General features: G+C 56.1%; 23 protein-coding genes. All 23 read right to left on the bottom strand.

Annotation, left to right across the window (positions count from 1 at the left end):
* Window positions 1–136 precede the first annotated feature (136 nt).
* The 23 genes from flhB to B6S09_RS18725 all read right to left on the bottom strand — a co-directional run bounded on the left by flhB (window position 137) and on the right by B6S09_RS18725 (window position 22171).
* Window positions 137–1270 carry a flagellar biosynthesis protein FlhB gene (gene flhB, locus B6S09_RS03520; RefSeq protein ID WP_094277109.1) on the bottom strand — a complete coding sequence of 378 codons (1134 nt, stop codon included), beginning with the start codon at window positions 1268–1270 and terminating at the stop codon, window positions 137–139.
* 1 nt (window position 1271) lies between these two features.
* Complete coding sequence (gene fliR / locus B6S09_RS03515; protein WP_094277108.1) at window positions 1272–2060, bottom strand: flagellar biosynthetic protein FliR; 789 nt, start codon at window positions 2058–2060, stop codon at window positions 1272–1274.
* A gap of 141 nt (window positions 2061–2201) precedes the next feature.
* On the bottom strand, window positions 2202–2471 hold the full coding sequence (gene fliQ, locus B6S09_RS03510) for a flagellar biosynthesis protein FliQ (protein WP_094277107.1): 270 nt from the start codon (window positions 2469–2471) through the stop codon (window positions 2202–2204).
* Entirely contained in the window at window positions 2471–3148 is a 678-nt protein-coding gene (gene fliP, locus B6S09_RS03505) for a flagellar type III secretion system pore protein FliP (RefSeq protein ID WP_417604648.1), read from the bottom strand. The genes fliQ and fliP overlap by 1 nt, the downstream gene beginning before the upstream one ends.
* A 138-nt stretch (window positions 3149–3286) precedes the next feature.
* A complete protein-coding gene (fliO, locus tag B6S09_RS03500; protein WP_094277105.1) occupies window positions 3287–3622 on the bottom strand; it encodes a flagellar biosynthetic protein FliO in 336 nt (111 codons plus the stop codon).
* A complete protein-coding gene (fliN, locus tag B6S09_RS03495) occupies window positions 3619–4032 on the bottom strand; it encodes a flagellar motor switch protein FliN (RefSeq protein WP_094277104.1) in 414 nt (137 codons plus the stop codon). The genes fliO and fliN overlap by 4 nt, the downstream gene beginning before the upstream one ends.
* The gene (gene fliM / locus B6S09_RS03490) at window positions 4032–5087 is read right to left on the bottom strand and encodes a flagellar motor switch protein FliM (RefSeq protein WP_094277103.1); all 1056 of its coding nucleotides are present in this window, start codon (window positions 5085–5087) and stop codon (window positions 4032–4034) included. Before fliM ends, fliN begins: the two co-directional genes overlap by 1 nt.
* Window positions 5088–5094: 7 nt before the next feature.
* Entirely contained in the window at window positions 5095–5574 is a 480-nt protein-coding gene (locus B6S09_RS03485; protein WP_094277102.1) for a flagellar basal body-associated FliL family protein, read from the bottom strand.
* A 28-nt stretch (window positions 5575–5602) separates the two neighbouring features.
* Complete coding sequence (locus tag B6S09_RS03480) at window positions 5603–7717, bottom strand: flagellar hook-length control protein FliK (RefSeq protein WP_094277101.1); 2115 nt, start codon at window positions 7715–7717, stop codon at window positions 5603–5605.
* A gap of 143 nt (window positions 7718–7860) precedes the next feature.
* Window positions 7861–8298, bottom strand: coding sequence for a flagellar export protein FliJ (gene fliJ, locus B6S09_RS03475; protein ID WP_094277100.1), 438 nt, complete (start codon window positions 8296–8298; stop codon window positions 7861–7863).
* On the bottom strand, window positions 8298–9575 hold the full coding sequence (fliI, locus tag B6S09_RS03470) for a flagellar protein export ATPase FliI (RefSeq protein ID WP_417604650.1): 1278 nt from the start codon (window positions 9573–9575) through the stop codon (window positions 8298–8300). Before fliI ends, fliJ begins: the two co-directional genes overlap by 1 nt.
* Window positions 9576–9615: 40 nt before the next feature.
* Window positions 9616–10410: a flagellar assembly protein FliH gene (fliH, locus tag B6S09_RS03465; RefSeq protein ID WP_094277098.1), complete on the bottom strand. Its 795-nt coding sequence runs from the start codon at window positions 10408–10410 to the stop codon at window positions 9616–9618.
* Window positions 10407–11453, bottom strand: a complete 1047-nt coding sequence (gene fliG, locus B6S09_RS03460; protein WP_094277097.1) for a flagellar motor switch protein FliG — start codon at window positions 11451–11453, stop codon at window positions 10407–10409. The genes fliH and fliG overlap by 4 nt, the downstream gene beginning before the upstream one ends.
* Complete coding sequence (fliF, locus tag B6S09_RS03455; protein ID WP_424991644.1) at window positions 11446–13137, bottom strand: flagellar basal-body MS-ring/collar protein FliF; 1692 nt, start codon at window positions 13135–13137, stop codon at window positions 11446–11448. The genes fliG and fliF overlap by 8 nt, the downstream gene beginning before the upstream one ends.
* A 26-nt stretch (window positions 13138–13163) precedes the next feature.
* Window positions 13164–13478 carry a flagellar hook-basal body complex protein FliE gene (fliE, locus tag B6S09_RS03450; RefSeq protein WP_094277095.1) on the bottom strand — a complete coding sequence of 105 codons (315 nt, stop codon included), beginning with the start codon at window positions 13476–13478 and terminating at the stop codon, window positions 13164–13166.
* An 82-nt stretch (window positions 13479–13560) separates the two neighbouring features.
* On the bottom strand, window positions 13561–14880 hold the full coding sequence (locus tag B6S09_RS03445; protein ID WP_094277094.1) for a sigma-54-dependent transcriptional regulator: 1320 nt from the start codon (window positions 14878–14880) through the stop codon (window positions 13561–13563).
* Between the two features lie 195 nt (window positions 14881–15075).
* A complete protein-coding gene (locus B6S09_RS03440; RefSeq protein ID WP_094277093.1) occupies window positions 15076–16098 on the bottom strand; it encodes a sensor histidine kinase in 1023 nt (340 codons plus the stop codon).
* Between the two features lie 216 nt (window positions 16099–16314).
* Window positions 16315–17766 (bottom strand): sigma-54 dependent transcriptional regulator, encoded by a 1452-nt coding sequence (locus tag B6S09_RS03435; RefSeq protein WP_094277092.1) that lies wholly within the window; start codon window positions 17764–17766, stop codon window positions 16315–16317.
* Between the two features lie 295 nt (window positions 17767–18061).
* Window positions 18062–18457: a flagellar export chaperone FliS gene (fliS, locus tag B6S09_RS03430; protein WP_094277091.1), complete on the bottom strand. Its 396-nt coding sequence runs from the start codon at window positions 18455–18457 to the stop codon at window positions 18062–18064.
* 23 nt (window positions 18458–18480) lie between these two features.
* Window positions 18481–18777: a hypothetical protein gene (locus B6S09_RS03425; protein ID WP_094277090.1), complete on the bottom strand. Its 297-nt coding sequence runs from the start codon at window positions 18775–18777 to the stop codon at window positions 18481–18483.
* A complete protein-coding gene (gene fliD / locus B6S09_RS03420) occupies window positions 18774–20177 on the bottom strand; it encodes a flagellar filament capping protein FliD (protein ID WP_094277089.1) in 1404 nt (467 codons plus the stop codon). The genes B6S09_RS03425 and fliD overlap by 4 nt, the downstream gene beginning before the upstream one ends.
* A gap of 10 nt (window positions 20178–20187) precedes the next feature.
* On the bottom strand, window positions 20188–20565 hold the full coding sequence (locus B6S09_RS03415) for a flagellar protein FlaG (protein WP_094277088.1): 378 nt from the start codon (window positions 20563–20565) through the stop codon (window positions 20188–20190).
* 106 nt (window positions 20566–20671) lie between these two features.
* The gene (locus B6S09_RS18725; RefSeq protein WP_094277087.1) at window positions 20672–22171 is read right to left on the bottom strand and encodes a flagellin; all 1500 of its coding nucleotides are present in this window, start codon (window positions 22169–22171) and stop codon (window positions 20672–20674) included.
* Window positions 22172–22190 lie beyond the last annotated feature (19 nt).

Raw genomic sequence — 22190 nt, 5'->3', positions numbered from 1 at the left:
CATAGCAGCAATCATGCAAAAAATGAGCCAACCCCACCAAACCCTAACCCTCCCCTTATCAAGAGGAAGAAATCAAAGCGTGAAGAAGTCCGCATGTTACACCTTCCCCTGTGAAGAAGGGCTGGAAGGGGACAGGTCACACCCGGTATTCATCCGGGATGGGCAAGTCATCCTTGAGCGGCACCGGCTTGTTTCCCTGCCCTTTGCGCCAGGCGTTCAGCTGGAACACATAGGCTAGGATCTGCGCCACGGCCACAAACAGACCGTCAGGGATTTCCCGGTCCAGCTTAGTGGAATGATAAACTGCCCGCGCCAGGGCCGGTGAAGAGATCACCGGCACCTTGTATTCCCGGGCAATTTCCCGGATTTTAAGGGCCACTTCATCCAGCCCCTTGGCCACGACCACAGGCGCAGAGCCAGGTTTGTCCTTGTCATAACGCAGCGCCACAGAATAGTGGCTGGGGTTGACCACCACCACATCGGCGGTGGGGACTTCCGCCATCATCCGGCGGTTGGCCATTTCCTGCTGCAGGCGGCGAATACGGCTTTTCACCTCGGGCTTGCCCTCGGTATTTTTATATTCGTCCTTCACTTCCTGCAGGGTCATTTTCAGCTGACGGGTGTGATTCCAGACCTGAAACGGCACATCAATGGCTACAATGGGCAGCAGCGCCAGGCATAACCCCAGCCCCATCCAGAGCAACAGCTCCAACGCATCCTTCATCGCCATATTCAGGGTTTCGCTGCTTAAACGCAGAATATTGTCGAACTGCCCCCACAGCAGCCAGATGGCAATGGTGGCGATGAATACCACCTTGGCGATGGACTTGAGCAACTCCACCAGTGCCTGGACGCCAAACATGCGCTTAATGCCGTTGACAGGGCTCAGACGATTCCATTTCGGCATCATCGCCTGGGTACTGAAATTAAAGCCACCCAGCAGACTGTTGCCCACCAGCGCCGCCACCAGGACTACCGCAAACAGCCCGAGCAACGGCCACATTAATCCGCCGATGGCGGAAGCCAGTGCCGGCATCATGGTCTCGGGATCAAAAATAGCGGCCCGTTCCAGCTGAAAGCTTTGTGCAAACACCGCCGACATGGCCGTACCCAGCGTATCTCCCAGCATCAGCAGGGCGGCAGCGGCACTGAGCAGTACCGCAGCCGTACCCAGTTCCTTGGAGCGGGGGATTTGCCCTTTCTCCCGGGCCTGACGAAGTCGCTGCTCCGTGGGCTGTTCTGTTCTTTCCTGACCGTCTGACTCTGCCATATCAGCCTCCTTCGCAGGTCAGCCTAAGGGTGTCACACATCACCTGTTGCAGCCGCAACCACTGGTTTTCAAAATGATCCATAAAGCCACCCAGCGTCAGCCACATAATAAACAAGCCACATACCATGCTGATGGCAAAACCCACGCTGAAGATATTGAGCTGGGGGGCCGCCCGGGTCATGACCCCGAAACTGAAGTTAATCAGCAGCATGGCCACTATCGCTGACAAAGACATGGCTACCGCCGCCTGAAATAACAGTGTCAGCAAGCCCGCCAGATTCTGCCAGTCCCCCACCCTCAGACCGCTGGCCGATACCGGAACAGAGGTGAAGCTGAGCACAATGGCTTCTATCATCACCAAATGACCATTGAGTGCCAGAAATAACAAGGTGCCCAGCATCAGGTAAAGCTGGCCCACCACAGGTGCCGACTGGCCGTTAAGCGGATCCACCATGGAGGCAAAACCCAGGCTGGTCTGCATCGCAATAATCTGCCCGGCGGTAACAAACGTTTGCAGCAAAAATTGCGACAACAAGCCAATCACGGCACCAATCAGCACCTGCTGCATGCTGATCAAAAATCCTTCCACCGAAAACAACGCCACCGGCGGCATGGCCGGCAGCACCGGTGCCACGGCGATCGTGACTGCTACCGCCAGTAACAGACGCACATACACAGGGGTCAGGTTTGCACCAAACATCACCATGGTCATCATTAACCCGGCAATACGGAAGAGTGGCCAGAGATAAGACGACAGCCATTGCATCAGCTCAGCAGTGGTATAGCTCAAACAAACTCCTGAATAAGAAAGCGATAAGCCGTGAGCAGCCCGAGTCGTTGGCAAGCCTTCCGTTATCAACTCAGTTAGTGAGCAGAACTCAGTTCCTGCGAGCAACGGGTTTAGCTTACGGCTTAAAGCTTATGGCTGCGTTTAACCGATTACCTGCGGTATCAGGTCCGTCAGCTCGTGAAAGTAATCAATCAGCATGCCGAATCCCCAGTGGGCCCCCACCGCCAGCGCGCCCAGGGTGACCAGCAAACGGGGCAGAAAGCTCAGTGTTTGTTCGTTAATGGACGTAGCCGCCTGAAAAATGGACACCATCAGACCTACCGCCAGGCTCGGAAAAATCACCGCCGACACCAGCAGCGTCACCAGCCAGAGCGCGCTGCGGAACAGATCCACAAAAGTTTCCGGGCTCATCAGCTGGCTCCCAGCCCGAAGCTGTTGGCCAGGGTACCCATAATCAGGTTCCAGCCGTCCACCAGCACAAACAGCATCAGTTTGAACGGCAACGAGATCAGCATGGGCGAGAGCATCATCATCCCCATGGCCATCAGAATACTGGCCACTACCAGATCAATGACCAGAAATGGCAGAAACAGCATAAAGCCTATCTGAAAAGCGGTTTTCAGCTCACTGGTCACAAAGGCCGGGATCAGTACCCGCAGGGGCACCTCGGCTTCATTGCTGACCTGTACGCCGGCAATATTCAGAAAGGTCTCAAGATCCTTGACCCGGGTCTGGGCCAGCATAAAGTCGCGAATAGGTTGCTCGGCCCGGGTGAGTGCCTGTTTTGAGCTGATTTCTTCTGCCAGATAGGGCTGCAGCGCTTCGGCGTTAACCCGATCAAGTACCGGTGACATGATAAAAAATGACAGAAACAGGCTGATGCCAATCAAAACCTGGTTGGAAGGGCTTTGCTGTAACCCCAGCGCCTGTCGCAAAATGGACAGCACCACAATAATGCGGGTAAACGAAGTCATCATAATCACCATGGCCGGCAAGAACGACAACGCCGTCATTAATGCCAGTACCTGCAGCGTCAGGCTGTATTCCTGACTGCCGTCTGGATTGGTGGTCACCGTGACCGCTGACATGCCCTGCTGAGCCAGGGCAGGGGTAGCCAATAATAACAAAAGCGGCAAAACATAACTGAGACGGCTCACCTTTTCTTCCTTTTCATTTAAACCTGCTCCGGTGCTGCATAAAACCTGTTTTGCCGAATAATGCCGGGTCTACAACGGAGGCTGCTTTTTGACTTCGGGTGGTGACAGTGGTTGCTCCAGTTTACCCAGATGGTTAATGTTCTGCGGCGTAATACCCAGCAGCCATTGCTCTTCACCCACTTGGACCACCACCAGTTTTTCTTTATGACCCAGCGCCAGGCTGGAGATCACCCTGAGCTGCCGGTTACCGCCAAACGCCGGCAGTTTCAGCCGGCGCAGCACCTGGCCCAGTACCAGCAACAGCCCAATAACCAGTAAGGACGACAGCGCCCAGGAGCTCCAGTCAATCTCCGGGCCCTGAGCAAAGGCAGGTGTCACCATCATCAGTAGCAGTGCATGCCTCATTTGAGCTTTTTAATCCGTTCGGTCTGGCTGATGACATCGGTCAGGCGAATACCGAACTTGTCGTTAACCACCACCACCTCACCATGAGCAATCAGGGTACCATTCACCATCACATCAAGGGCTTCACCGGCCAGACGGTCCAGCTCAACCACCGAGCCCTGGTTCAGCTGCAGCAGATTACGAATGCTGATCTGAGTGCGACCGACTTCCATGGAGATGGTGACCGGAATATCCAGTATGGTGTCGAGCTTACGCCGCTCTTCCTGGGTAATGGGGTCATTAGCACTGCTGAAGTCATCCAGCTCAGCCTTTTTAACCCCGCCTTGCTCCTGCTCCGCCATAGCGTCGCCCCAAATATCATCCAGCTCGCTTTGATCGAGTTGTTCACCTTGATCGTTCTGCTCGCTCATTATGCGTCCTCAATGGTTCTTTCCAGTTCTTCCAGCTCGGCTTCGCCATCTATGCGTATGCCTCCGCGGGTTACTTCATGCAGTTCGGTTTTCACGGTATCGGGCCGTTTTATCTTTTCGGTAATGCGAATGGCCATCTTTTCCTGGGTTCTGCCCAGCTGAGCCCTGAAAGTTGGCAGCTGCTCTACCGACACCAGCAAGTGCTCGGGCATATCAACGGGAATAATATCACCGGCCTGCCAGTCCATGATATTGCGCAGCGTCACTTCCTTTTCCAGCAGGCGGGTCGACATTTCTACTTCCACGTCCAGAATTTCGTCACGCAGCGCCTTGCCCCAGCGCAGATCGTTTTCGCCTTTATCGCTTTGCACACCGGCATCCAGCAGTTCGCGAATCGGCTCCAGCATGCCGTAGGGCAGTGTTACATGAAAGTCACCGCCACCACCGTCGAGATCAATATGAAACGAGCTGACCACCACCACTTCGGTAGGGCTGACAATATTGGCCATGGTGGGGTTAACTTCGGAGTCGAGGTATTCAAACTCCACGTCCATCACCGGTGCCCAGGCTTCTTTATAGTCTTCAAACACCAGCTTCAGCAGCAACTGGATCACCCGCCGCTCGGTAGGCGTGAATTCCCGGCCTTCAATTTTGGCATGACGCCCATCACCACCAAAAAAGTTATCCACCAGAATAAATACCAGCCTGGCTTCCATGGTCACCAGACCAATCCCTTTCAACGGACGAAAGCGCACCATATTCAGGCTGGTCGGCAAAAACAGCGAATGCACATATTCGCCATATTTGATTACCTGCACACCATTTATGGATACCTCGGCGGTACGCCGCATCATGTTGAACAAACTGATGCGCATATGGCGGGCAAATCGTTCATTCACCATTTCCAGGGTCGGCATACGACCCCGGACAATGCGATCCTGAGAAGAGAAATCAAACGAAGCAACCCCGCCTTCCGATTTAACTTCCTCTTCCTTGATCTCGTCGGCCCCGTGTAGCAAGGCATCGATTTCATCTTGGGATAACAGATCGCTCACAGCTCACCTATTGCATCACTATGCTGGTAAATAACACTTTTTCGAACAGACGCTGCTCCAGCACCTCGGCAGTGGCATGATTCAGCTCATTCAACGCTTCTTCACGCAGTGCCTTTTTATTGGCGGCCGTCAGATAATTGTCAGCGGTTTGACGGCTGAACACATTCAGCAAGGTACTCTCAAACAGTGGCAAATGCTTCCGGGCAAGCTCGGCATTCGCCTCCCCCCTGACCATCAGCTGCGCTTCTATCTGTACCAGCCGGTCCCGGCGGCCACCGGGCACGCTGAAGATAAACGGCTGAGACAGGCTGACATACATAGCCTGACTGCTATCGGTATCCTGCCCGGCTGAAGCAACCTGCTCCGCCGGCACCAGCAATAACCAGGCGGCAGCCCCGCCGCCACCGGCCAGCATAATCAGCAGCAATATCCAGACCAGTTTTCGTTTGTACCATGCCACCTTGGGGATGGTGAGGTTCTCTGCCATTAGGTGTCCTTAACAATTACCCGAGCCATCAGGCAAAAAAGTCGATGCGGCCATCACGAATCTGCGCATCGGTCGCATAACCGCCATAAGCCGTTTCGTCATCATTCCGGCCCTGCTCAAAAGAGGAAGAATTATGCCCATTTTCCCGGCCTGTTGCACCCTGCCCCGAACCGCCATTTTGTGCCGAGCCCTGCTGCTGGCCGGCAAAACTGCCTACTTGTCCCTGCCCCAGCTGAATACCCTGCTGACTGAGCATATCCCGCAGGCGCGGCATGGCCTGCTCCAGCATATCCCGTGCCTGAGCGTGCTGCGCCTGAATATGCATGCTGACTTCACCCTGTTCAAATTTCAGCTGAATACGCATGCCACCCAGCTCTGACGGATTAAGGCGAATATCCGCCTCCTGCAGATCCTGATTGATCATCACCTGCACCTGCTGGCTCAGTTGCCGGGCATTATGCTCAGGCGACGCCTGATGCAGATTGAGCAGCCTGTCGGCCTGAGGCTGAGCGGCCCGCTCCGGTATGGTGCCGGCCACATCACGGGTCGCGGTGATGGCTGCGGCAGGCTGACTTTGCTGCTCAGAGCCCGCCTTGGCGGTATTTTCTGCCCCGGCGGCCGAAGCCATATTGGCCATTGCTTCGGCCAGCCGTTCACCACGGCCGGCGTTTTCACTGGCACTGCCATCCTGGTCTTTAGCCTCCCCGGCACTGCTGTCGGCGGCAGACAAGCTCATCTCGTCATTTGTCACTGCCGGTGCATCCGTTTTAGGTTCGGCACTGCCTTGCTGCGCCCAGCGGCGACCATGTTCAATCTGGGCCAGCCAGTCGGGAGGAGCGGTCTGACGCTGACTCTCTTTCTGGGCGGCAGCCACACTTTCCTGCCGCAACGGCGCAGCCGGCTCATCATCGTTATCAGCCGTGACTTCCGGCCGAGTCAGGTCAGCTGCTCCGGTGGTCTGAGGCGGCTGAGCAATGCGCTGCGTGACTGATTGGCTTTCCATGCCGGCTGCTGCCGGCACCTGCTCCCCTTTGCTCTGGCCAGTGACGGCCTTCACCGAATTGTGCTGATCAGGCGCAGTTTCTGACTGCGGTTTCTGTCCGCCATGAACGGACTGAGCCTGTTCAGCAACGGGCCTGCTATCTGCGCTGAAAATCTTGGTGTCACCCTGGCCCGCAGCCCGGACCAGGTTCTGCTCTGTTGTGGCCGCTTTCCTGTCGGAGCGCTGAGCAGCGGCTTGTTCTGCTGCCTGTGTTTGCTCATCACGACGGGCAGCAGTACCGGTGTTCACTGCCCCCTGTCCGGTCTCTGCGGTTGCTCCGGCTGTTTTATTCTGATGACTGGCCAAGGGAGCGCTGTCAACATCAGCCACATTACCCAGGGCTGCACCGGCCGGGAGCGGTTGCACGGCGCTGCCGGCACCTTGGGAACGGTTTCCTTTGTCGCCGTGCTCAGACGCCTTCACGTTATCCGGAGCTACGTCATCCGGAACTACGTCAGCCCCCTTTGCCGGGGTCTCACTCAGATACCGGCCCGGCTCATTCCCCTTACTGCTATCAGCATCGGACTTACCCTGCGCACCGGCATTTATCTGAAAGCCGCCTTCCGCCCTGCCGGCCGGTTCGCTGGCCACCTGCTGCAACACGGAAGGCTCTGCCGGTTGTCTGGCCGCAACAAGCAGCTCCGAACGACCTGGTTGAAGGCGCTCATCAGCTGCCGGCGCTATGATGCCGGATGTTGCCGCTTCCGGCAGCGAATTGCCGGCCCGGGGGGGCGCAGCAGCAGTATTCAGCTGGGCAGCACCGCCATCCTCTTCGGTCACCACCTGACTGGAGGGAGTGGTTTCCGTGGTGTGCTGCCCGGCAGCCTCCGGCCTGTCGCTGCCTTCCGTATCCTGCCCCTGTTCGCTGCCCGCAGCGTCTTTCGCCGGCTCATCGGTTTGGCCACTGGCCGTTGTCTCGCTATCGCCGGCATTCACTTCACCCTTGCTCTCGGCGGAAGTGGATGTGACCGGCTGGCTGGCATCGGCTTCAGCGGTTTTCAGCAGCTCGGAAAAGTCTGCCCGCTCCCCTTCTGGCTGTGGCTGCATCGCGGCACTGGCTGAACCCATGCCGCCGGACAGGATGGAAATGACTGTGGTCATACTGATTCACCTGATTAAGAGTGTGGCCACTTGGCTGACACGCTGATAGCAAGATAATGCAATATACAAGCCAACTTTAATAAGCGCAGCCGGTGGACGACGAGCATACAGTCACCCGCTCATCGGGCCTGCAGAATGGGGGGTTAAAGAGGTTTGCGGTGGTAACGATAGATAGCGAGGTTATCGAGCATTTTTTGCTCCTGGCGGGCAGCCTCCTGCTTTTTTCGCTCGGCTTCACGCTCCATCAGCTTGGCAATGGCCTGTTTGCGGGAGCGCACCGCCAGCCAGGCATCGCGGCTTTTGGCAAGTTGCTCACGGGCCTGCTGCAGCCCTTCCTGCTGCTGCTGCTGTGCCACCTCCAGCTTGTCGATAAAGCCCCGGAAATGACCGAACTGGTGCGCTTCCAGCCCGCTGCGGCCCCGCTGCTGAAAGGTTTGCACATATTGCCGCTGGTACTGGCTCAAGGTCTCCAGCTGTTGTTCCATTTGCTGCAGTTGCAACTGAGCAACGTTCAGTTCGGCTGCGGATCTGCGCTCTTCGCCGTCGAGCTGCTCCAGCAGCAGATTCAGCGCCCGGCTCATCAGCCGGCCCTCAACAGCGGCATGGCGACCACTTCCAGCTCTTTCAGACAGGCCTCGTAATCAAACACATCAGTCATGCCCTGGGTTAAAAAGCGCTCCAGCCGGGGCCGGATGGTAATGGCCATATCAAGACGGGGATCGGCACCGCTTTTATACGCTCCCAGGTTAATCAGATCGTGATTCTGCTGATAAAGCGCATAAGCCTGTTTCACGGCCCGGGCCTGCTGCTGGTGCAGAGGAGAAGTCACTGCCGTCATCACCCGGCTGATCGATTTTTCAATATCAATAGCCGGATAATGACCGCTGTCTGCCAGTTGCCGGGACAACACAATATGGCCATCAAGAATGGCCCGGGCCGCATCGGCAATCGGATCCTGCAGGTCGTCCCCTTCGGTGAGCACGGTAAAAAAGGCGGTAATACTGCCCTGCCCTTCACCCCCGTTACCGGCCCGCTCTACCAGTGCCGGCAATTTGGCAAAGACGGAAGGCGGATAACCCTTGCTGGCCGGCGGCTCGCCTACTGCCAGGGCAATTTCCCGCTGGGCCTGAGCGTAGCGGGTAAGAGAGTCCATCAACAGCAGCACATTCAACCCCTGTTCCCGGTAATATTCCGCCAGGGTAAGGGCGGTTTCACAACCTTTAAGGCGCATCAGCGGCGAAGCATCGGCGGGAGCAGCTACCACCACGGAACGGGCCCGCCCGTCCTGCCCGAGGATGACATCAATAAATTCTTTTACTTCCCGGCCCCGCTCACCGATAAGGCCCACCACCACCACATCGGCCTTTGCCCCTCGGGTCATCATGCCCAGCAGCACACTTTTCCCCACCCCCGAGCCGGCAAACAGCCCCATGCGCTGCCCCTGACCCACCGTCAAGACGGAATTAATGGCACGCACCCCCACATCCATGGGGGCTTCAATAGGTTTGCGGGCCATGGGGTTGATGGGGCGGGAGACAAAATCGGCGGTAGTGCCGGTGTTAATGGGGCCAAGACCATCCAGCGGCTGACCTATCCCGTTGATGACCCGGCCCAGCAGCGCCATGCCCACAGGCACACCGTTGCCATCGCCGGCGGGGGTGACCCTGGCCCCCGGGATCACGCCTTTCAGCGATTCGCTGGGCATTAAATAGAGTTTATCGTCGGCAAAACCCACCACTTCAGCATCCATTTCTCCGAAACGGGTCTGCACCTTGCACTGACTGCCCACGGCGGCAGTGCACCCTACCGCCTCCAGGGTTAACCCCACCACCCGGGTGAGTTTGCCGCTGGCAGCCATGGAAGGAGCCAGGCCGGCGCACTGATATGCGCGCAGGCGTTCAGCCAGCGTCTGTGTCATGAAAACGGTTCCAGTTGGCCTTGATAAAGTTGGCCATCAGCTCGTCGATACGACTGGCCATACTCACATCCAGCTGCGACATGGCAGTGTTGAGCCGTAACTCGCCCCGCTCCAGCCCGGGCTCCGCTACAAACTCCCAGCCCCGTTTGGCCTGAGCGGCCTCGTCGTACCGAGCCTGCAACATGGCCATGTCTTCCGCATGCAAATAAAAGGTAAGCGTGCCTTCATGATGTGGCAGCGCCTGCAGCGCTTCCTGCACCGTGGCCAGCAGCAGTTTGGGTGAGGTCGTCGCCTCGGCTTTTAACAAGTTGCGCGCCAGCTCCATGGCCATGATCACCAGGCTCTGCTCCACGGTATGATCAATAGTAGCCAGCGGGGCCTGCAGCTGCTCCGTTAGCGTATTCCAGCGCTCAAGCAACGCTTGCATTTGCGCTTCACCGTCTGCCAGGCCTTGTTCAAGCCCTTGTTGCAACCCGGCTTCATGACCTTCCTGCATGCCCTTCAGGCGGCCTTCTTCCCGTCCTTCCGCCAGCCCCTGCTCCTTCCCCTCGGCGTGGCCTTCTTCATAGGCGGCCTGACGAATGGCTTCCAGGGCTTCGGCAGTCAGCGGCTCGGGAGCCATCTCGGCTTCCGGCTCCTGCTCGGGTGCCAGCGGCTCGGGTTCATGGCGCAGCCTGAATGCAGCCTGCTCCGGCTGTTCCGGCTCCGGCAGGTTCAGCTCGGGCCACTGCCAACCGGCAGGGATGCGACCTTTGGCATCGTACTCCCGGCTCATACGTAATCATCTCCGCCGCCCTTGGCCAGCATCAGTTCGCCGGTATCGGCCAGACGACGGGCAACGGCCAGAATGTCACGCTGGGCAGATTCCACATCGCTGACCCGTACCGGCCCCATGGCTTCCAGATCGTCCTGCAGCATTTCAGCAGCACGGCGGGACATATTATTGAAGAACTTCTCTTTAAGCTGATCGTCGGCCCCTTTAAGGGCTCGCTGCAGCAGTTCGGCATTCACTTCGCGCAGCAGTACCTGAATGCCCCTGTCGTCCACATCGATCAGGTTTTCGAACACGAACATCAGATCCTGAATCTTCATGCTCATTTCTTCGTCCTGATCGCGAATGGAGTCCATCAGGGCCCCTTCTACCGAGGTATCCAGGTAGTTCATGATATCGGCGGCGGTTTTCAGGCCGCCCATTTTGGCTGCCTTGGCATTGCTCTTGCCAACGAACTGTTTCTCCATGATGTCGTTCAGCTCCTGCAGCGCCGCCGGCTGTACTTCTTCCAGCTCGGCAATACGCATAATCAGATCCAGCCGCATCGGCTCAGGGAACTGCTGCAAAATGGCCGCGGCCTGATCGGCATCGAGATAAGACAATACGATGGTCTGAATTTGCGGGTGTTCATTGTGAATAATGCCGGCCACCTGACGGGCGTCCATCCACTTCAACGAGTCGAGACCGCGGGAGCCGGCACCGGCGGCAATCTGGTTCACCAACCGGCCGGCCTTGTCTTCACCCAGCGCGGCCACCAAGGCATTACGCACAAAGTCCTGACTGCCCACACCAATTTTGGTAAAGCGCTGAATGTCTTCAATGAACAAGCGGTGCACGGCACCGACCCGATCCGGACTGAAGTCACCCATGGCGGCCATTTTCATGCCCAGGCGCTGCACCTGTTTGGGATCGAGGTGACGAAAAATCTGGGCAGCATCGTCTTCCCGCAGGCTCAGCATCAGCAGGGCCGCCTTTTCGGTGCCCGTCATGCGCGACAGCAGCTGCCGCTGGGCATCGGTTATTACCAGTCCCTGATCATCAGTCATCGCTTTGCACCCAGTCTCTGATTACCTGTGCCGCCAGATCCGGCTCGTTGGACACCAACGCACGCACCGCCGACAGCAAGTCTTCGTCTTTATTCAGGTCCGGTAACCGGAGCTGGCCGTCCTTGATACCGAACATACCGTCTTCCAGCTCAGCCTGCTGCGCCAGCAGCTCCAGATCATCACTGCCCGACAGCGCACTCTGGCCATCCAGATCCAGATCGTCGGCCTTGTCATCAATATTCAGCAGACGTTTTACCATGGGCCGCACCAGCGCCAGCAGCAGCACCACCAACACCAGTACGGCACCCAGAATACGCGCCAGTCGCCAGAACCAGGCCTGTTCATAAAAAGGAATATCGGCCACGGCATCGAGATCGGGCCGGTTAAACGACATGCTCACCACTTCCAGCGCATCTCCCCGGCTCACATCAAAGCCCAGTCCGCCTTTCAGCAGGCGCTCAATGCGGGCCAGCTCGGCACTTTCAAGCGGAACCCGGTCTACCGTGCCATCGGCCTGTGTTACTGTCTTGTAATCTACCGCCACCGACACCGTCAGCCGGCGAATATCGCCCACGGCGCTTTCGGTATGGCTGATGGTGGTGTCCAGCTCAAAGTTGCGGGTGGCTTCGCGCCGGCTGCGCTCGGTTCCGGTTTTTTCCGAGGTCTGCCCGGCCTGCTCGGGAATGTCCGAATCCATCGGAGGCTGATTGGTCAGGGCCCCGGGAATGCCAATGGGGCCGTTGCCGGAGGTGTTGTCTTCCATCACCATTTCCGAGCGCACCGCGGGCATGTCGGGATTAAAAGTTTTAACGGTTTGCTGATGGCGGCGGAAGTCCAGGTTCAGGTCTACCTCGGCGGTATAATTGCCAAGCCCCAGCACCGGACTGAGAATGGCGTCAATCTTCTGACGATATTCTTCTTCCTGCGTTTGCTGCAGTTCAAATTCCCGCCGGTTGCGGGCCGCCTGCGGATCCTGCGAGCCGGAGTTGAGCAGGCGTCCGTTCTGATCGGTCACCGTTACCCGGCCAGGCGTAAGATCAGACACCGCTGAGGCAACCGTATCGACGATGGCGTCCACTTCTTCCTGGCGCAAACTGCTGCCCCGGCGCAGATTCAGTACCACAGTGGCGCTGGGTTTGCGCTTGTCGCGCACAAATACGTTTTCACGGGGAATAGCCAGCAGCACCTGCGCCCGGGCCACGCTGTTGTATTGCTCTATCACCCGCGCCAGCTGACGCTCGCGGCTCAGGTTAAGGCGTTCACGCTCCAGCCGCTGGCTGATGCCAAAACCGGGATCGGAAAGCAGTATGCTGTCGCCTTCAGGTGGTGCCTGAGTAAGACCAGAGCGGCGCAAACCGAGCTGAATGTCGGCATATTGATCGGCGCGTACCAGCACACTGTTGCCATCAATTTTATATTCAACCTTTTGCGCATCGAGGTAGTCGAGGGTTTCAATCAGTTCCTGATTGTTATACACCCCCAACGGCCGCATTTCGGGCTCTTTGCCCCACAGCAGCACAAAAATGGCCATGGCCAGGCAAATGGCCAGCGCCAGCACAATAACAATCTGGCGCAACACATCGGCATTGCCCAGCAGCGCAAAAGGCGTACTTTTTCGCTCTTGTGCTTCCATGTCGGCGCCATCGCTGTTGGCCGGAAGTGTGCGTCTGTCGGTTTCCGCCAGCGGATTGTCAGCCACCCGTCAGCTCCTTACACCGGCATGTTCATAATGGTTTTATAAGATTCCACCAGCTTGTTACGTACCTGTACGGTAGCATCAAAGGCAATGCTGGATTTTTGTGCAGAAATCATCACCTGCTCCAGACCCACGGCAGGGTCTCCCAGTTCAAAGCGGGTACGCAAATCACCGGTGGTTTGCTGCAGCCCATTCACCTTGTTCACGGCCTGACCCAGCAGTTCAGCAAAATCCTGACGGGGTGCCGTTTCCTGCACCGCAGCCATATTCCGGGCTTCCCCCTGCAGTGACTGCATTTCTGCCAGCAATGCGGCGGCTTTAATGTCCATGATAATGGCTCCTCAATCAGTGAATTTCACACAACCCGCGCATATTAATGCAAAGCTCGGGCCAGTTCATCTTTGGTACGTGTTAAACCGGAACTTCGATGCCGGCATCACGCATACGGGCCAGCTTGTAACGCAAGGTACGCGGGCTGATCCCCAGCTGTTCGGCAACTTCCCGCCGGCTGCCGCCACTGCTTTGCAGCGCCTGCAGAATAATTCGGTGCTCCTGGCTTTCCAGTTTATCGCCAAGCTCACGGGGAGCCGCAGCAACACAGGGGCCGGCATCATCCAGGAAAATATCACCGGCGGAAATCTGATGGCCGCCAGCCAGGATCAGTGCCCGCTGCATCACATTATCCAGTTCCCGTACATTGCCTGGCCAATGCCAGTTTTTCAGCCGTTTTTCGGCGTCGGCCGACAGGCTTATGCCATGCCGCCCCTGCATGGCACCGTGCCGATTTAACAGAAAACGGGCCAGCGGCAAAATATCGTCGGGGCGCTCGGCCAGCGCCGGCCACACCAGCGGAAACACATTCAGGCGATAATACAGATCTTCTCTGAAGCGCCCTTCAGATACGGCTTTGCGCAAATCACGGTTACTGGTGGCCAGTACCCGTACATTCAGCCGCAGGCTTTTTCGCCCCCCCAGACGTTCTACTTCCTGCTCCTGCAGCACCCGCAGTAACTTGGCCTGAAGGTTCACATCCATTTCAGTAATTTCATCCAGCAGCAAGGTACCTTCGTCGGCCAGCTCAAACTTGCCCGGGCAGGCCTGTACCGCACCGGTAAACGCCCCCTTTTCATAGCCGAACAAGGTTGCTTCCAGCATATTATCGGGAATGGCAGCACAGTTGATGGCCACGAACGGTTTAGTGGCCCTGGCTGAACGGGCATGAATAAACCGCGCCAGCACCTCCTTGCCGGTACCACTCGGACCGGAGATCATCACACTGGCCTCGGTCACGGCGACCCGCGCCGCCAGCTGCAGCAACTGACGACTGGCAACATCTTCGGCAACAGGGTCGTCGCTGTCGACAGACTCAGGACGCACATACCGGCGCACCCGCTCCAGCAAGGCCTCTGGGGTAAAGGGCTTGGCCAGATAATCCACGGCACCGGCACGCATGGCGGTAACCGCTCCCGATACCTGAGCATGGGCGGTAATCACCAGCACCGGCAGTCCCGGCAGCCGCTCATTTATCCACTCCAGCAGCTCCAGACCATTCATGCCCGCCATCTGCACATCAGTAATCACCATACGCACCGGCGTTTGCTGTAAATAAAGGATGGCCTCTTCAGCGCTGTTCACACACTGGCTTGTCAGCCCGGCCAGCTCCAGGGTGTCTTGCAATGCCTGCTGCAGACCGCTATCGTCTTCCACAATCAGAATATCGATATTCATCATGTTTCCCTATTCAACTTGATGGCTAACCCATCAAGATCTCTGCTTTAAAGGTCGTCATATTCACCCCTACCCACCGTCATCTCCACCCTTACCCACCGTCATCTCCGCGAAGGCGGAGATCCATGACATACCGCACCGAACTCCTGTCCCCACCGAGTGACCACAGAGAAAAGAAAACGTTTTCACCCGTGTACATTATTCTGTCGCCAATGGCAGCCACAGGCTGAAGCAACTACCCTGCCCCTCTGCAGAGCTGACTTCTACCCTGCCCTGATGGGCGCGTATTACCGAGGCCACCGCCGCCAAACCAAGGCCGGTGCCCTGGCTGCGGGTAGTAAAAAAAGGCGTAAAAACTTGCTGCTGCAGCTCGCGGCTCATTCCCTTGCCGTTATCCGTTACCTGAATAAGCAATTGCTGCTGCTGCGCACTGGCGTTCACCGTCAACTCACTGGCTCCGGCTTCCACGGCATTTTCCAGCAGATTAAGCATGATGCCCCTGAGACTGTTAACATTGCCCATCATGATCAAGCCCGGCTCCGCCCGGCATTGCAGGCGGACGTTGTCCGCAAACAAGGTGCCGGCGGTGTCGGTAATGTCATTGAGTAATGCAGGCACGCACAACGGCTCGGCCAGTGCCGCCTGATCCGGACGGGCAAACAACAGAATGTCGCTTATTTGACGCTCAATATCGCTCAGCCTTTCCATCAGCCGGCCCTGAAAGCGCTCTCGCTGCGCCGTATTCAGGCTGGAACTGGCTAGATTGGCCCCGTACAGAGTGGCGGCCGCCAGCGGCGTACGAATTTGATGAGCAAGGGTTGCCGCCATGCGGCCCAATGCCGCCAGCCGCTCGGCATGACTCTGCTGTTCAACCCAGGCTCGGGTGGGGGTGAGATCCGTTAACTGCACCAGCTGCCCGGGCTGCCCTTCTAGATGGGAAATGGCCAGCTGCACCCGGCGGCCATTTTTCAATGACACCTGCAGGCCATCGTCGGGCCGAGGCGCAAAATCACGGGAAATCACCTCAAGCCAGGGAATATTCAGCAGTGGCTCATCCAACAGCCCGCGGGCGGCGGCGTTGGCCCGGCTGACCACCCCCTGACCATCCACCCACAGCAGACCGCCGGGCATGGTGTGCAGAATTTGTTCCAGCTGCTCCGGCCCCAGTACATCAAACCAAGGCGCATCGGGCACAGCAATAGCAGAGTTGAAAGGTATCATGACTGGTATTATTCAAAATACGTGCCAGCTAAGGGCCAACGTTAAGCTATCAGCTGTAAGCTGTCAGACGATCGAGTTGTCAAAAAATAAAGTACAGTGCTTACAGCATTACTAATTGCCAGCACCTTTCATTTCTCGGACTGAGCTCGGCATTACAGCTCGCTAAAATCGTCTTACAGCTGATAACTGACGGCTTCCAGCTCCCCGTAAGGGGGATTAATCCCTTGCTATGCCATATTTTTTCATTTTTTCCACCAGGGTAGTGCGCCGCATACCCAGATGTTCGGCGGCCCGGGCAACCACTCCCTCATTGGCATCCAGCGCCTTGCCAATCACATCGATTTCAATGCTGGCCAGCACTTCCTTCAGGTTATAGCATTCAGAAGTTAAATCAGGAATATGCAGATCACCGTTTACCGCTGTGTGGATTTCTTCATCCGGCTCAAACTCAAAAAAAGCAGCGCCGTCATCTTCAGGTTCGTCACTGTTGCTCGAAAAAACGGACGCCAGTGCTGCCTGCTCGTCCATTTCGTCGAACACCTCGGGCACATAATCGCCGCGGTATTTTTCCGGCAAATCCCCGGGCTCCACCTGCTGTCCCGGGCACATGATCATCATACGTTCCACCAGGTTGGACAACTCCCGCACATTTCCGGGCCAGTGATAGCCCTGCAGGGTATTCACGGCTTGGGCAGAAAAAGAAATATTCACCTGATGGTTTTCACGATGGCGTGCAACGAGCTCACTCAGCAACAATGGCAAATCGTCCTGACGCTGACGCAGCGGGGGGGAAATAATAGGAAATACATTCAGCCGGTAATATAAATCTTCCCGAAAACGCTGCTCCTGGATCATGACTTCCAGATCCCGGTGAGTGGCAGCAATAATACGCACATTGGTCTTAATCGGGCGAGTGCCTCCTACCCGTTCAAAGGTCCGCTCCTGTAACACGCGTAATAATTTTACCTGCATAGGCAGCGGCATATCGCCTATTTCATCCAGAAACAGGGTGCCGCCTTCGGCCAGTTCAAAGCGGCCTTTACGTGCCGCCACAGCACCGGTAAAGGCCCCTTTTTCATGACCGAACAACTCACTTTCCAGCAATTCGGCCGGAATGGCACCACAGTTGATGGGTACAAAAGGGCCAGCAGACTGTTGTGACAATAAATGTATAGCTTGCGCAATGACTTCCTTGCCGGTACCAGACTCTCCCAGCAGCAACACATTGGCCTGCTTGTCGGCCACCTGCCGGATAAGGACTTTCACCTCTTGCATGCCGGCGCTTTCGCCCACCAGCAAGGTTTTCAGCTGCTCGTTTTGTTCATCACTCACGGTAACAGGACGCCATTGCGATGCCTGATGCAACAGCCGGGTCAGCTCGTCGTAAGTGAGCTCTTTCAGGGTGCCCAGCAGATTATTGGCCTGGCACTGACCAGGGTGCAGGCTGATAAACACATGGTGGGAATGATCATCAAGCAGCTCCTGGAGTGGAAAGTCCGTTTCCCCCAGCAGTACCGTCATGGTGTTGGGCTGCTCACGCAGCCACGCAAGATCACTGGCACGGCTGCCACTGCGCCACTCAACCTGCATAAAAGAAAGGATAGCCTCAAGCCTTGACCGTCGCTCCTGGTTATGATCCATGATCAAGACACAGCCGTTAAAGCCCATAGGGTAAATATCCTTTAAATTCACTTGGTTATTGGATTGGTTTCTGATTTTTCTTCCCGGCTCGACATCAGAACCACACTAAAGTGATATATAACCACACCAAGGTGATATTGACATGAAACCAACTTTAGTCGTAATTCTGACACAGGCGTCAAAACAACTCGACAAAGATAGTCGCAGAAGAGCCACTTTTATTGATCAGGATCAAGTTTAGGGCAGGAGTGGATATTTTTTTGACGAATGGCGGGGCATTAAAGACAATTCAGCCCGCTGTTTGCAGCGGGCTGAAGGGTAATCAGGCAGGAATTTGTTGCTGTTCAACGGGAATAGCGTCCCAGGCTTCCTTGATTTCACGCAGCAAGGCGCTGATGGACTCGAGCTTTTCAATACTGTTTTCGCTGTTGGCCACCACCAGCTCCGCCATCATAAATTCATAAAGGTTATCAAGGTTGGCAGAAATATCGCCGCCTTCCTGGTGATCCAGAGCGGCACGCAGTTCGGCAACAATGGTCATGGCCGAGCCAAGCAGCTCGCCTTGCTCGGCACGCTTGCTCTGCTCCATGGCTGAACGTGCCCGGGCCAGTCGTTCCAGTGCGCCGGCCAGCAGCATTTGCACTACTTTATAAGGCGAGGCCACGGTTTTCTGGCTGTCCAGAGCCACGGATTTATAGGCTTTCATTGAGCCGCGCATGGATACTTACTCCTGAATAACAATTAGTTTCGTTTAACGGTTTGATAGGCCTGCACCGAACGCCGGCCCTTTTTCATACTTTTCAGCTTGTCACCCAACTGTTGCTTAACCGCTTCGGCAGACGCTTTAAGCTGGCGGGAGCGCTGAATAAGGGCTGCCGAGTCATGCTCGGACACACTCCCTTGCTCAATAAGCTGCTGCAATAAGTGTGCCCTGGTCTGCAATTGCTCAGACAACCACTGCTCATCCAGAGCATCTGGATTGACCAGCGCGGCAAGCACACTCTCATCCAGCTTTTCTAACTGCTCAACCAGTGTCATTGCTTGCCGCCACTGAAGTCTGGCATGTTATCAAAAGCAGCAACAACAGAGCTGAGCTGCTGGTTTAGCTGGGCTACCATAATATCCATATCGGTAAACTGCTTATAAACGCGCTCTTCATACTTTTCCATGTAGATCTCGAAATCCGCCCGCTCTTTATTCAGCTTTTTCATCTGCTCGTTGAGCGAGGTATCCCGTTTGGTCAGGATCCCTTCCTTACCCACAAAGCTTTCCAGCATATCGTCCAGCTTTTTGGAGACCCCTTCTTCCGATGCAAACAACTGACCGATTTTGGAAAAGTTTTCATCAATCTGCTTTTTCAGCAGATCTTCATCCAGCTCAATTTTACCGTCTTTTTGGGTGGTGATGCCCAGGTCGGTCAGCGACTTGACGGGAGCACTGGCTCCTTCTATCGGTTCACTGAGCATGCGGCGGATCTGTGATGTCAGGTTGCGGGCGGTACCGTCACCGTTCAGCGGGCCGGCCTTTTCTGTTTCGGCATCATAGGAAGTGAGCTGATTGATAGTGGCAATCACGGAGTTAAAAGATTTAACGAACTCCTGCAGGTTTGTTTCTACCGTGCCCTTGTCATAACCAATGGTCAGCTTGGTATCGGGCTTTTCGCTGTCTGCAGAGGTATCGTTCACCTTTTTCAGATCCAGGGTAACGCCCTGAATGGCATCCTTAATCTCGTTGGTCTGGCTGGTAACCAGGGCTCCATCAATTCTGACCTGAGCATCTTTGGCGGCCTGAATTTCAGTGACAGTGCCAATGCTGGAAAGATCGTGAGCTCCTTCACCGTCTCCATTGCCGGATGCAGATACGGTTATGGTATTCTCGGTGCCGGTTTTATCTGAGAAAAATACCAGGCGGGAGCCGGTGTCGTCGGTAACTACGGTTGCCCGCACGCCCTTGTTGTCTTCCGCGTTATTGACCGCATTGGCCACATCGGCCAGGGTACTTTTGTCTTTATCAATAGAAACGGTAAAAGACTCATCACCCACTCCCAGCGTTAGCGAGCCTGAGCCCAGCTTTTTCTCGGCATCGGCTTTAGGAATAGCGCTGGAGCCTACCTTGTGCGCTTCTGCCAGCTGCTCCACCACTATGGTATAGGTACCGGCCACCGCAGTTTTATCCGCTGTAGCACTGGCAAAGCCGCTGTTGGAAAAACTGGTAGAGCGTTTTTCAAAAGCTTCTTCATCGCCCAGTGTTTTTAATGAGTTTTTAAACTCTTCCAGCATGCCTTTAAGGGTGCCGTAAGACGACAGCTGTATGCCAATATCACCGGCACGACGCTGAAACATTTTTTCTTTGGGCGCGCGTTCGCCCGCGACGGTTGCATCCACAAAACTTTGAATGGGAAAGCCCGAGCCTACGCCCGGCAGTTTGAGGTCGCCCACAATATGTCTCCTATGCCTTCGTGTCTATCAGGCCGCCGCTGGCTTCGGCCAGCCGGCTGATCACTTCAAGCAGCTCTTCGGTCGGGATCTGACGAATGATATCACCACTGTGGTTATCCACCACCGTTACCACATTACGGCCCGAGTCTTCATCAACCCGGAACTTGAGCCCGCGATTAAAGGTGCCGATAAACGACTCCATCTGCTCCGCCATTTGCTCCAGCTGCTCACCGGACAGCTCACTCTCCTGCGGCTTGTCTGCCGCCTGTACCGCCTGCGCAGTTTGCGTGGCTTCGCTGCCAACAGGCTGAGTGGTAACGGGTGCTTGTTTTTGGGCAAGGTCTGCCGCGGCGGCAGGAGTACGTTGGTTCAGCGGGAGCGTATCCATGGTTGCGTCCTCATGTGAAAGCGCCGTTCAGCTTAATGGCCAGAATACTGCGGCACTAAGCTCAACGGCGAAAAAACCGGGGGTTGCCCCCCGGTTGAGGTTCAGCTTAGCCCAGCAGAGACAGTGCTGCCTGCGGGATTTGCTTGGCTTGCGCCAGGATGGAGGTACCGGCCTGCTGCAGAATCTGCTGCTTGGTCAGGTTCACGGTTTCCTGAGCGAAGTCAACGTCCTTGATACGGGACATACCGGCCGCCGCGTTCTCACGGGTGTTGGCCAGGTTGTTGATAGTGCTGTTCAGACGATTCTGCATGGCACCCAGGTCGGAACGCTGAGCATCGATCATGCCGATGGCACCGTCGAGAATACCAATGGCCTTCTGAGCACCATCCTGAGTGGCCAGACTGATGGTGGACACATCCTTCAGTTCGGAAAACTCACCAGCAGCAAGAGTACCCAAGGTCGCGTTATCAGCACCATCTTTTACTGAAAAAGCGTCATTGGAGTTCAAGCGTACTGAGCCAGCAATAATAGTGCTGTCGTCTGCTGCGGTACCGCTGGTAAGAGCAACGGCCGCTGTGCCGGCATCGTTTCCGTCAATGTCTTTACCACGAACATTAATGGTGTCACCGTCGGCATTGCCAACAAAGTTTTCAATTTTAATATCGGTGCCATCATCGCTGGTCAGAACCAGATCACCACCATCCATGGAAGCTTTAATACCGCTTTCAGCCGCTTTGGCGTTAATCGCATCAGCCAGCGAGGTCAGATCTGTTTCACTTTCAACGTTTGCTGAAACGGCAACACCATTCAGTTCAAAACCCACTTTACCGGCAGCGCTCAGTCCTGACAGTACGGCGGTAGACTTGGCTTCGGCGCTAACGCCAGTTGCAGAGCTAACATCATTCACTGCTTTGGCGATATCTTTCGCAGAAGCGCCGGCGGCCACGGCTACATCTACCGCTTCACGACCATTGATGGTAAGGGTGCCAGATGCGGTGACACCGTTATCAGCCACGGTTGCCAGGTCTGCCGCCGCAGCACTGGCCGCACCCAGACCTTCACCGGCGGTACCGGCGGTCAAGGTTTGACGGTGAGAACCGATTTTATTGGCTGCAACGCTCTTCAGGGTCAGATCAATGGTTTCATTAGCATTGGCACCAACCTGTAGAGTACGGCTACCAAAGCTGCCATCGAGCAGGTTCTGTCCACCAAAAGACGTTGTTTCTGCAATGCGGGTCAGCTCGTTTTGCAGCGCGCTCACTTCCTTCTGAATGGCGCTACGGTCATCATCGGAGTTGGTACCGTTAGCAGATTGCAGCGCCAGGTCACGCATACGCTGCAGGATGGCGGTAGACTCGTTCATCGCGCCTTCTGCCGTCTGGGCAATGGAGATACCATCGCTGGCGTTTTTCATCGCCACACCCAGACCACGCACCTGAGAATTCAGGCGGTTGGAGATTTGCAGGCCGGCAGCATCATCCTTGGCGGAGTTGATACGGCTACCGGTAGCCAGACGCTCCATGGAAGTGGCCAGAGCATTGGAAGACTGGTTCAGGTTACGCTGGGCGGTCATGCCGGTAACGTTGGTGTTTACTGTAATCGCCATAATTAGCTCTCCGTTGAGG

Origin of the sequence: Oceanimonas baumannii, assembly GCF_002245495.1 — a bacterium.
GTDB lineage: Bacteria > Pseudomonadota > Gammaproteobacteria > Enterobacterales > Aeromonadaceae > Oceanimonas > Oceanimonas baumannii.
The sequence above is the reverse complement of the archived record's forward strand: the minus strand, read 5'-3'. Positions and strand labels throughout refer to the sequence as shown.

Bases quoted from the DNA above. Each gene is read 5' to 3' on its own strand.
- fliI (WP_417604650.1), bottom strand. From the start codon at position 9,575: ATGGCTGCCAGCGGCAAACTCACCCGGGTGGTGGGGTTAACCCTGGAG.
- fliP (WP_417604648.1), bottom strand. From the start codon at position 3,148: ATGTCAGCGGTCACGGTGACCACCAATCCAGACGGCAGTCAGGAATAC.
- fliH (WP_094277098.1), bottom strand. From the start codon at position 10,410: ATGAGCCGGGAGTACGATGCCAAAGGTCGCATCCCTGCCGGTTGGCAG.
- flhB (WP_094277109.1), bottom strand. From the start codon at position 1,270: ATGGCAGAGTCAGACGGTCAGGAAAGAACAGAACAGCCCACGGAGCAG.
- B6S09_RS03440 (WP_094277093.1), bottom strand. From the start codon at position 16,098: ATGATACCTTTCAACTCTGCTATTGCTGTGCCCGATGCGCCTTGGTTT.
- fliQ (WP_094277107.1), bottom strand. From the start codon at position 2,471: ATGAGCCCGGAAACTTTTGTGGATCTGTTCCGCAGCGCGCTCTGGCTG.
- fliO (WP_094277105.1), bottom strand. From the start codon at position 3,622: ATGAGGCATGCACTGCTACTGATGATGGTGACACCTGCCTTTGCTCAG.
- fliJ (WP_094277100.1), bottom strand. From the start codon at position 8,298: ATGAGCCGGGCGCTGAATCTGCTGCTGGAGCAGCTCGACGGCGAAGAG.
- B6S09_RS03415 (WP_094277088.1), bottom strand. From the start codon at position 20,565: ATGGATACGCTCCCGCTGAACCAACGTACTCCTGCCGCCGCGGCAGAC.
- fliE (WP_094277095.1), bottom strand. From the start codon at position 13,478: ATGGACATTAAAGCCGCCGCATTGCTGGCAGAAATGCAGTCACTGCAG.
- fliN (WP_094277104.1), bottom strand. From the start codon at position 4,032: ATGAGCGAGCAGAACGATCAAGGTGAACAACTCGATCAAAGCGAGCTG.
- B6S09_RS03425 (WP_094277090.1), bottom strand. From the start codon at position 18,777: ATGACACTGGTTGAGCAGTTAGAAAAGCTGGATGAGAGTGTGCTTGCC.
- B6S09_RS18725 (WP_094277087.1), bottom strand. From the start codon at position 22,171: ATGGCGATTACAGTAAACACCAACGTTACCGGCATGACCGCCCAGCGT.
- B6S09_RS03445 (WP_094277094.1), bottom strand. From the start codon at position 14,880: ATGATGAATATCGATATTCTGATTGTGGAAGACGATAGCGGTCTGCAG.
- fliG (WP_094277097.1), bottom strand. From the start codon at position 11,453: ATGACTGATGATCAGGGACTGGTAATAACCGATGCCCAGCGGCAGCTG.
- B6S09_RS03435 (WP_094277092.1), bottom strand. From the start codon at position 17,766: ATGGGCTTTAACGGCTGTGTCTTGATCATGGATCATAACCAGGAGCGA.
- fliS (WP_094277091.1), bottom strand. From the start codon at position 18,457: ATGCGCGGCTCAATGAAAGCCTATAAATCCGTGGCTCTGGACAGCCAG.
- B6S09_RS03485 (WP_094277102.1), bottom strand. From the start codon at position 5,574: ATGGCAGAGAACCTCACCATCCCCAAGGTGGCATGGTACAAACGAAAA.
- B6S09_RS03480 (WP_094277101.1), bottom strand. From the start codon at position 7,717: ATGACCACAGTCATTTCCATCCTGTCCGGCGGCATGGGTTCAGCCAGT.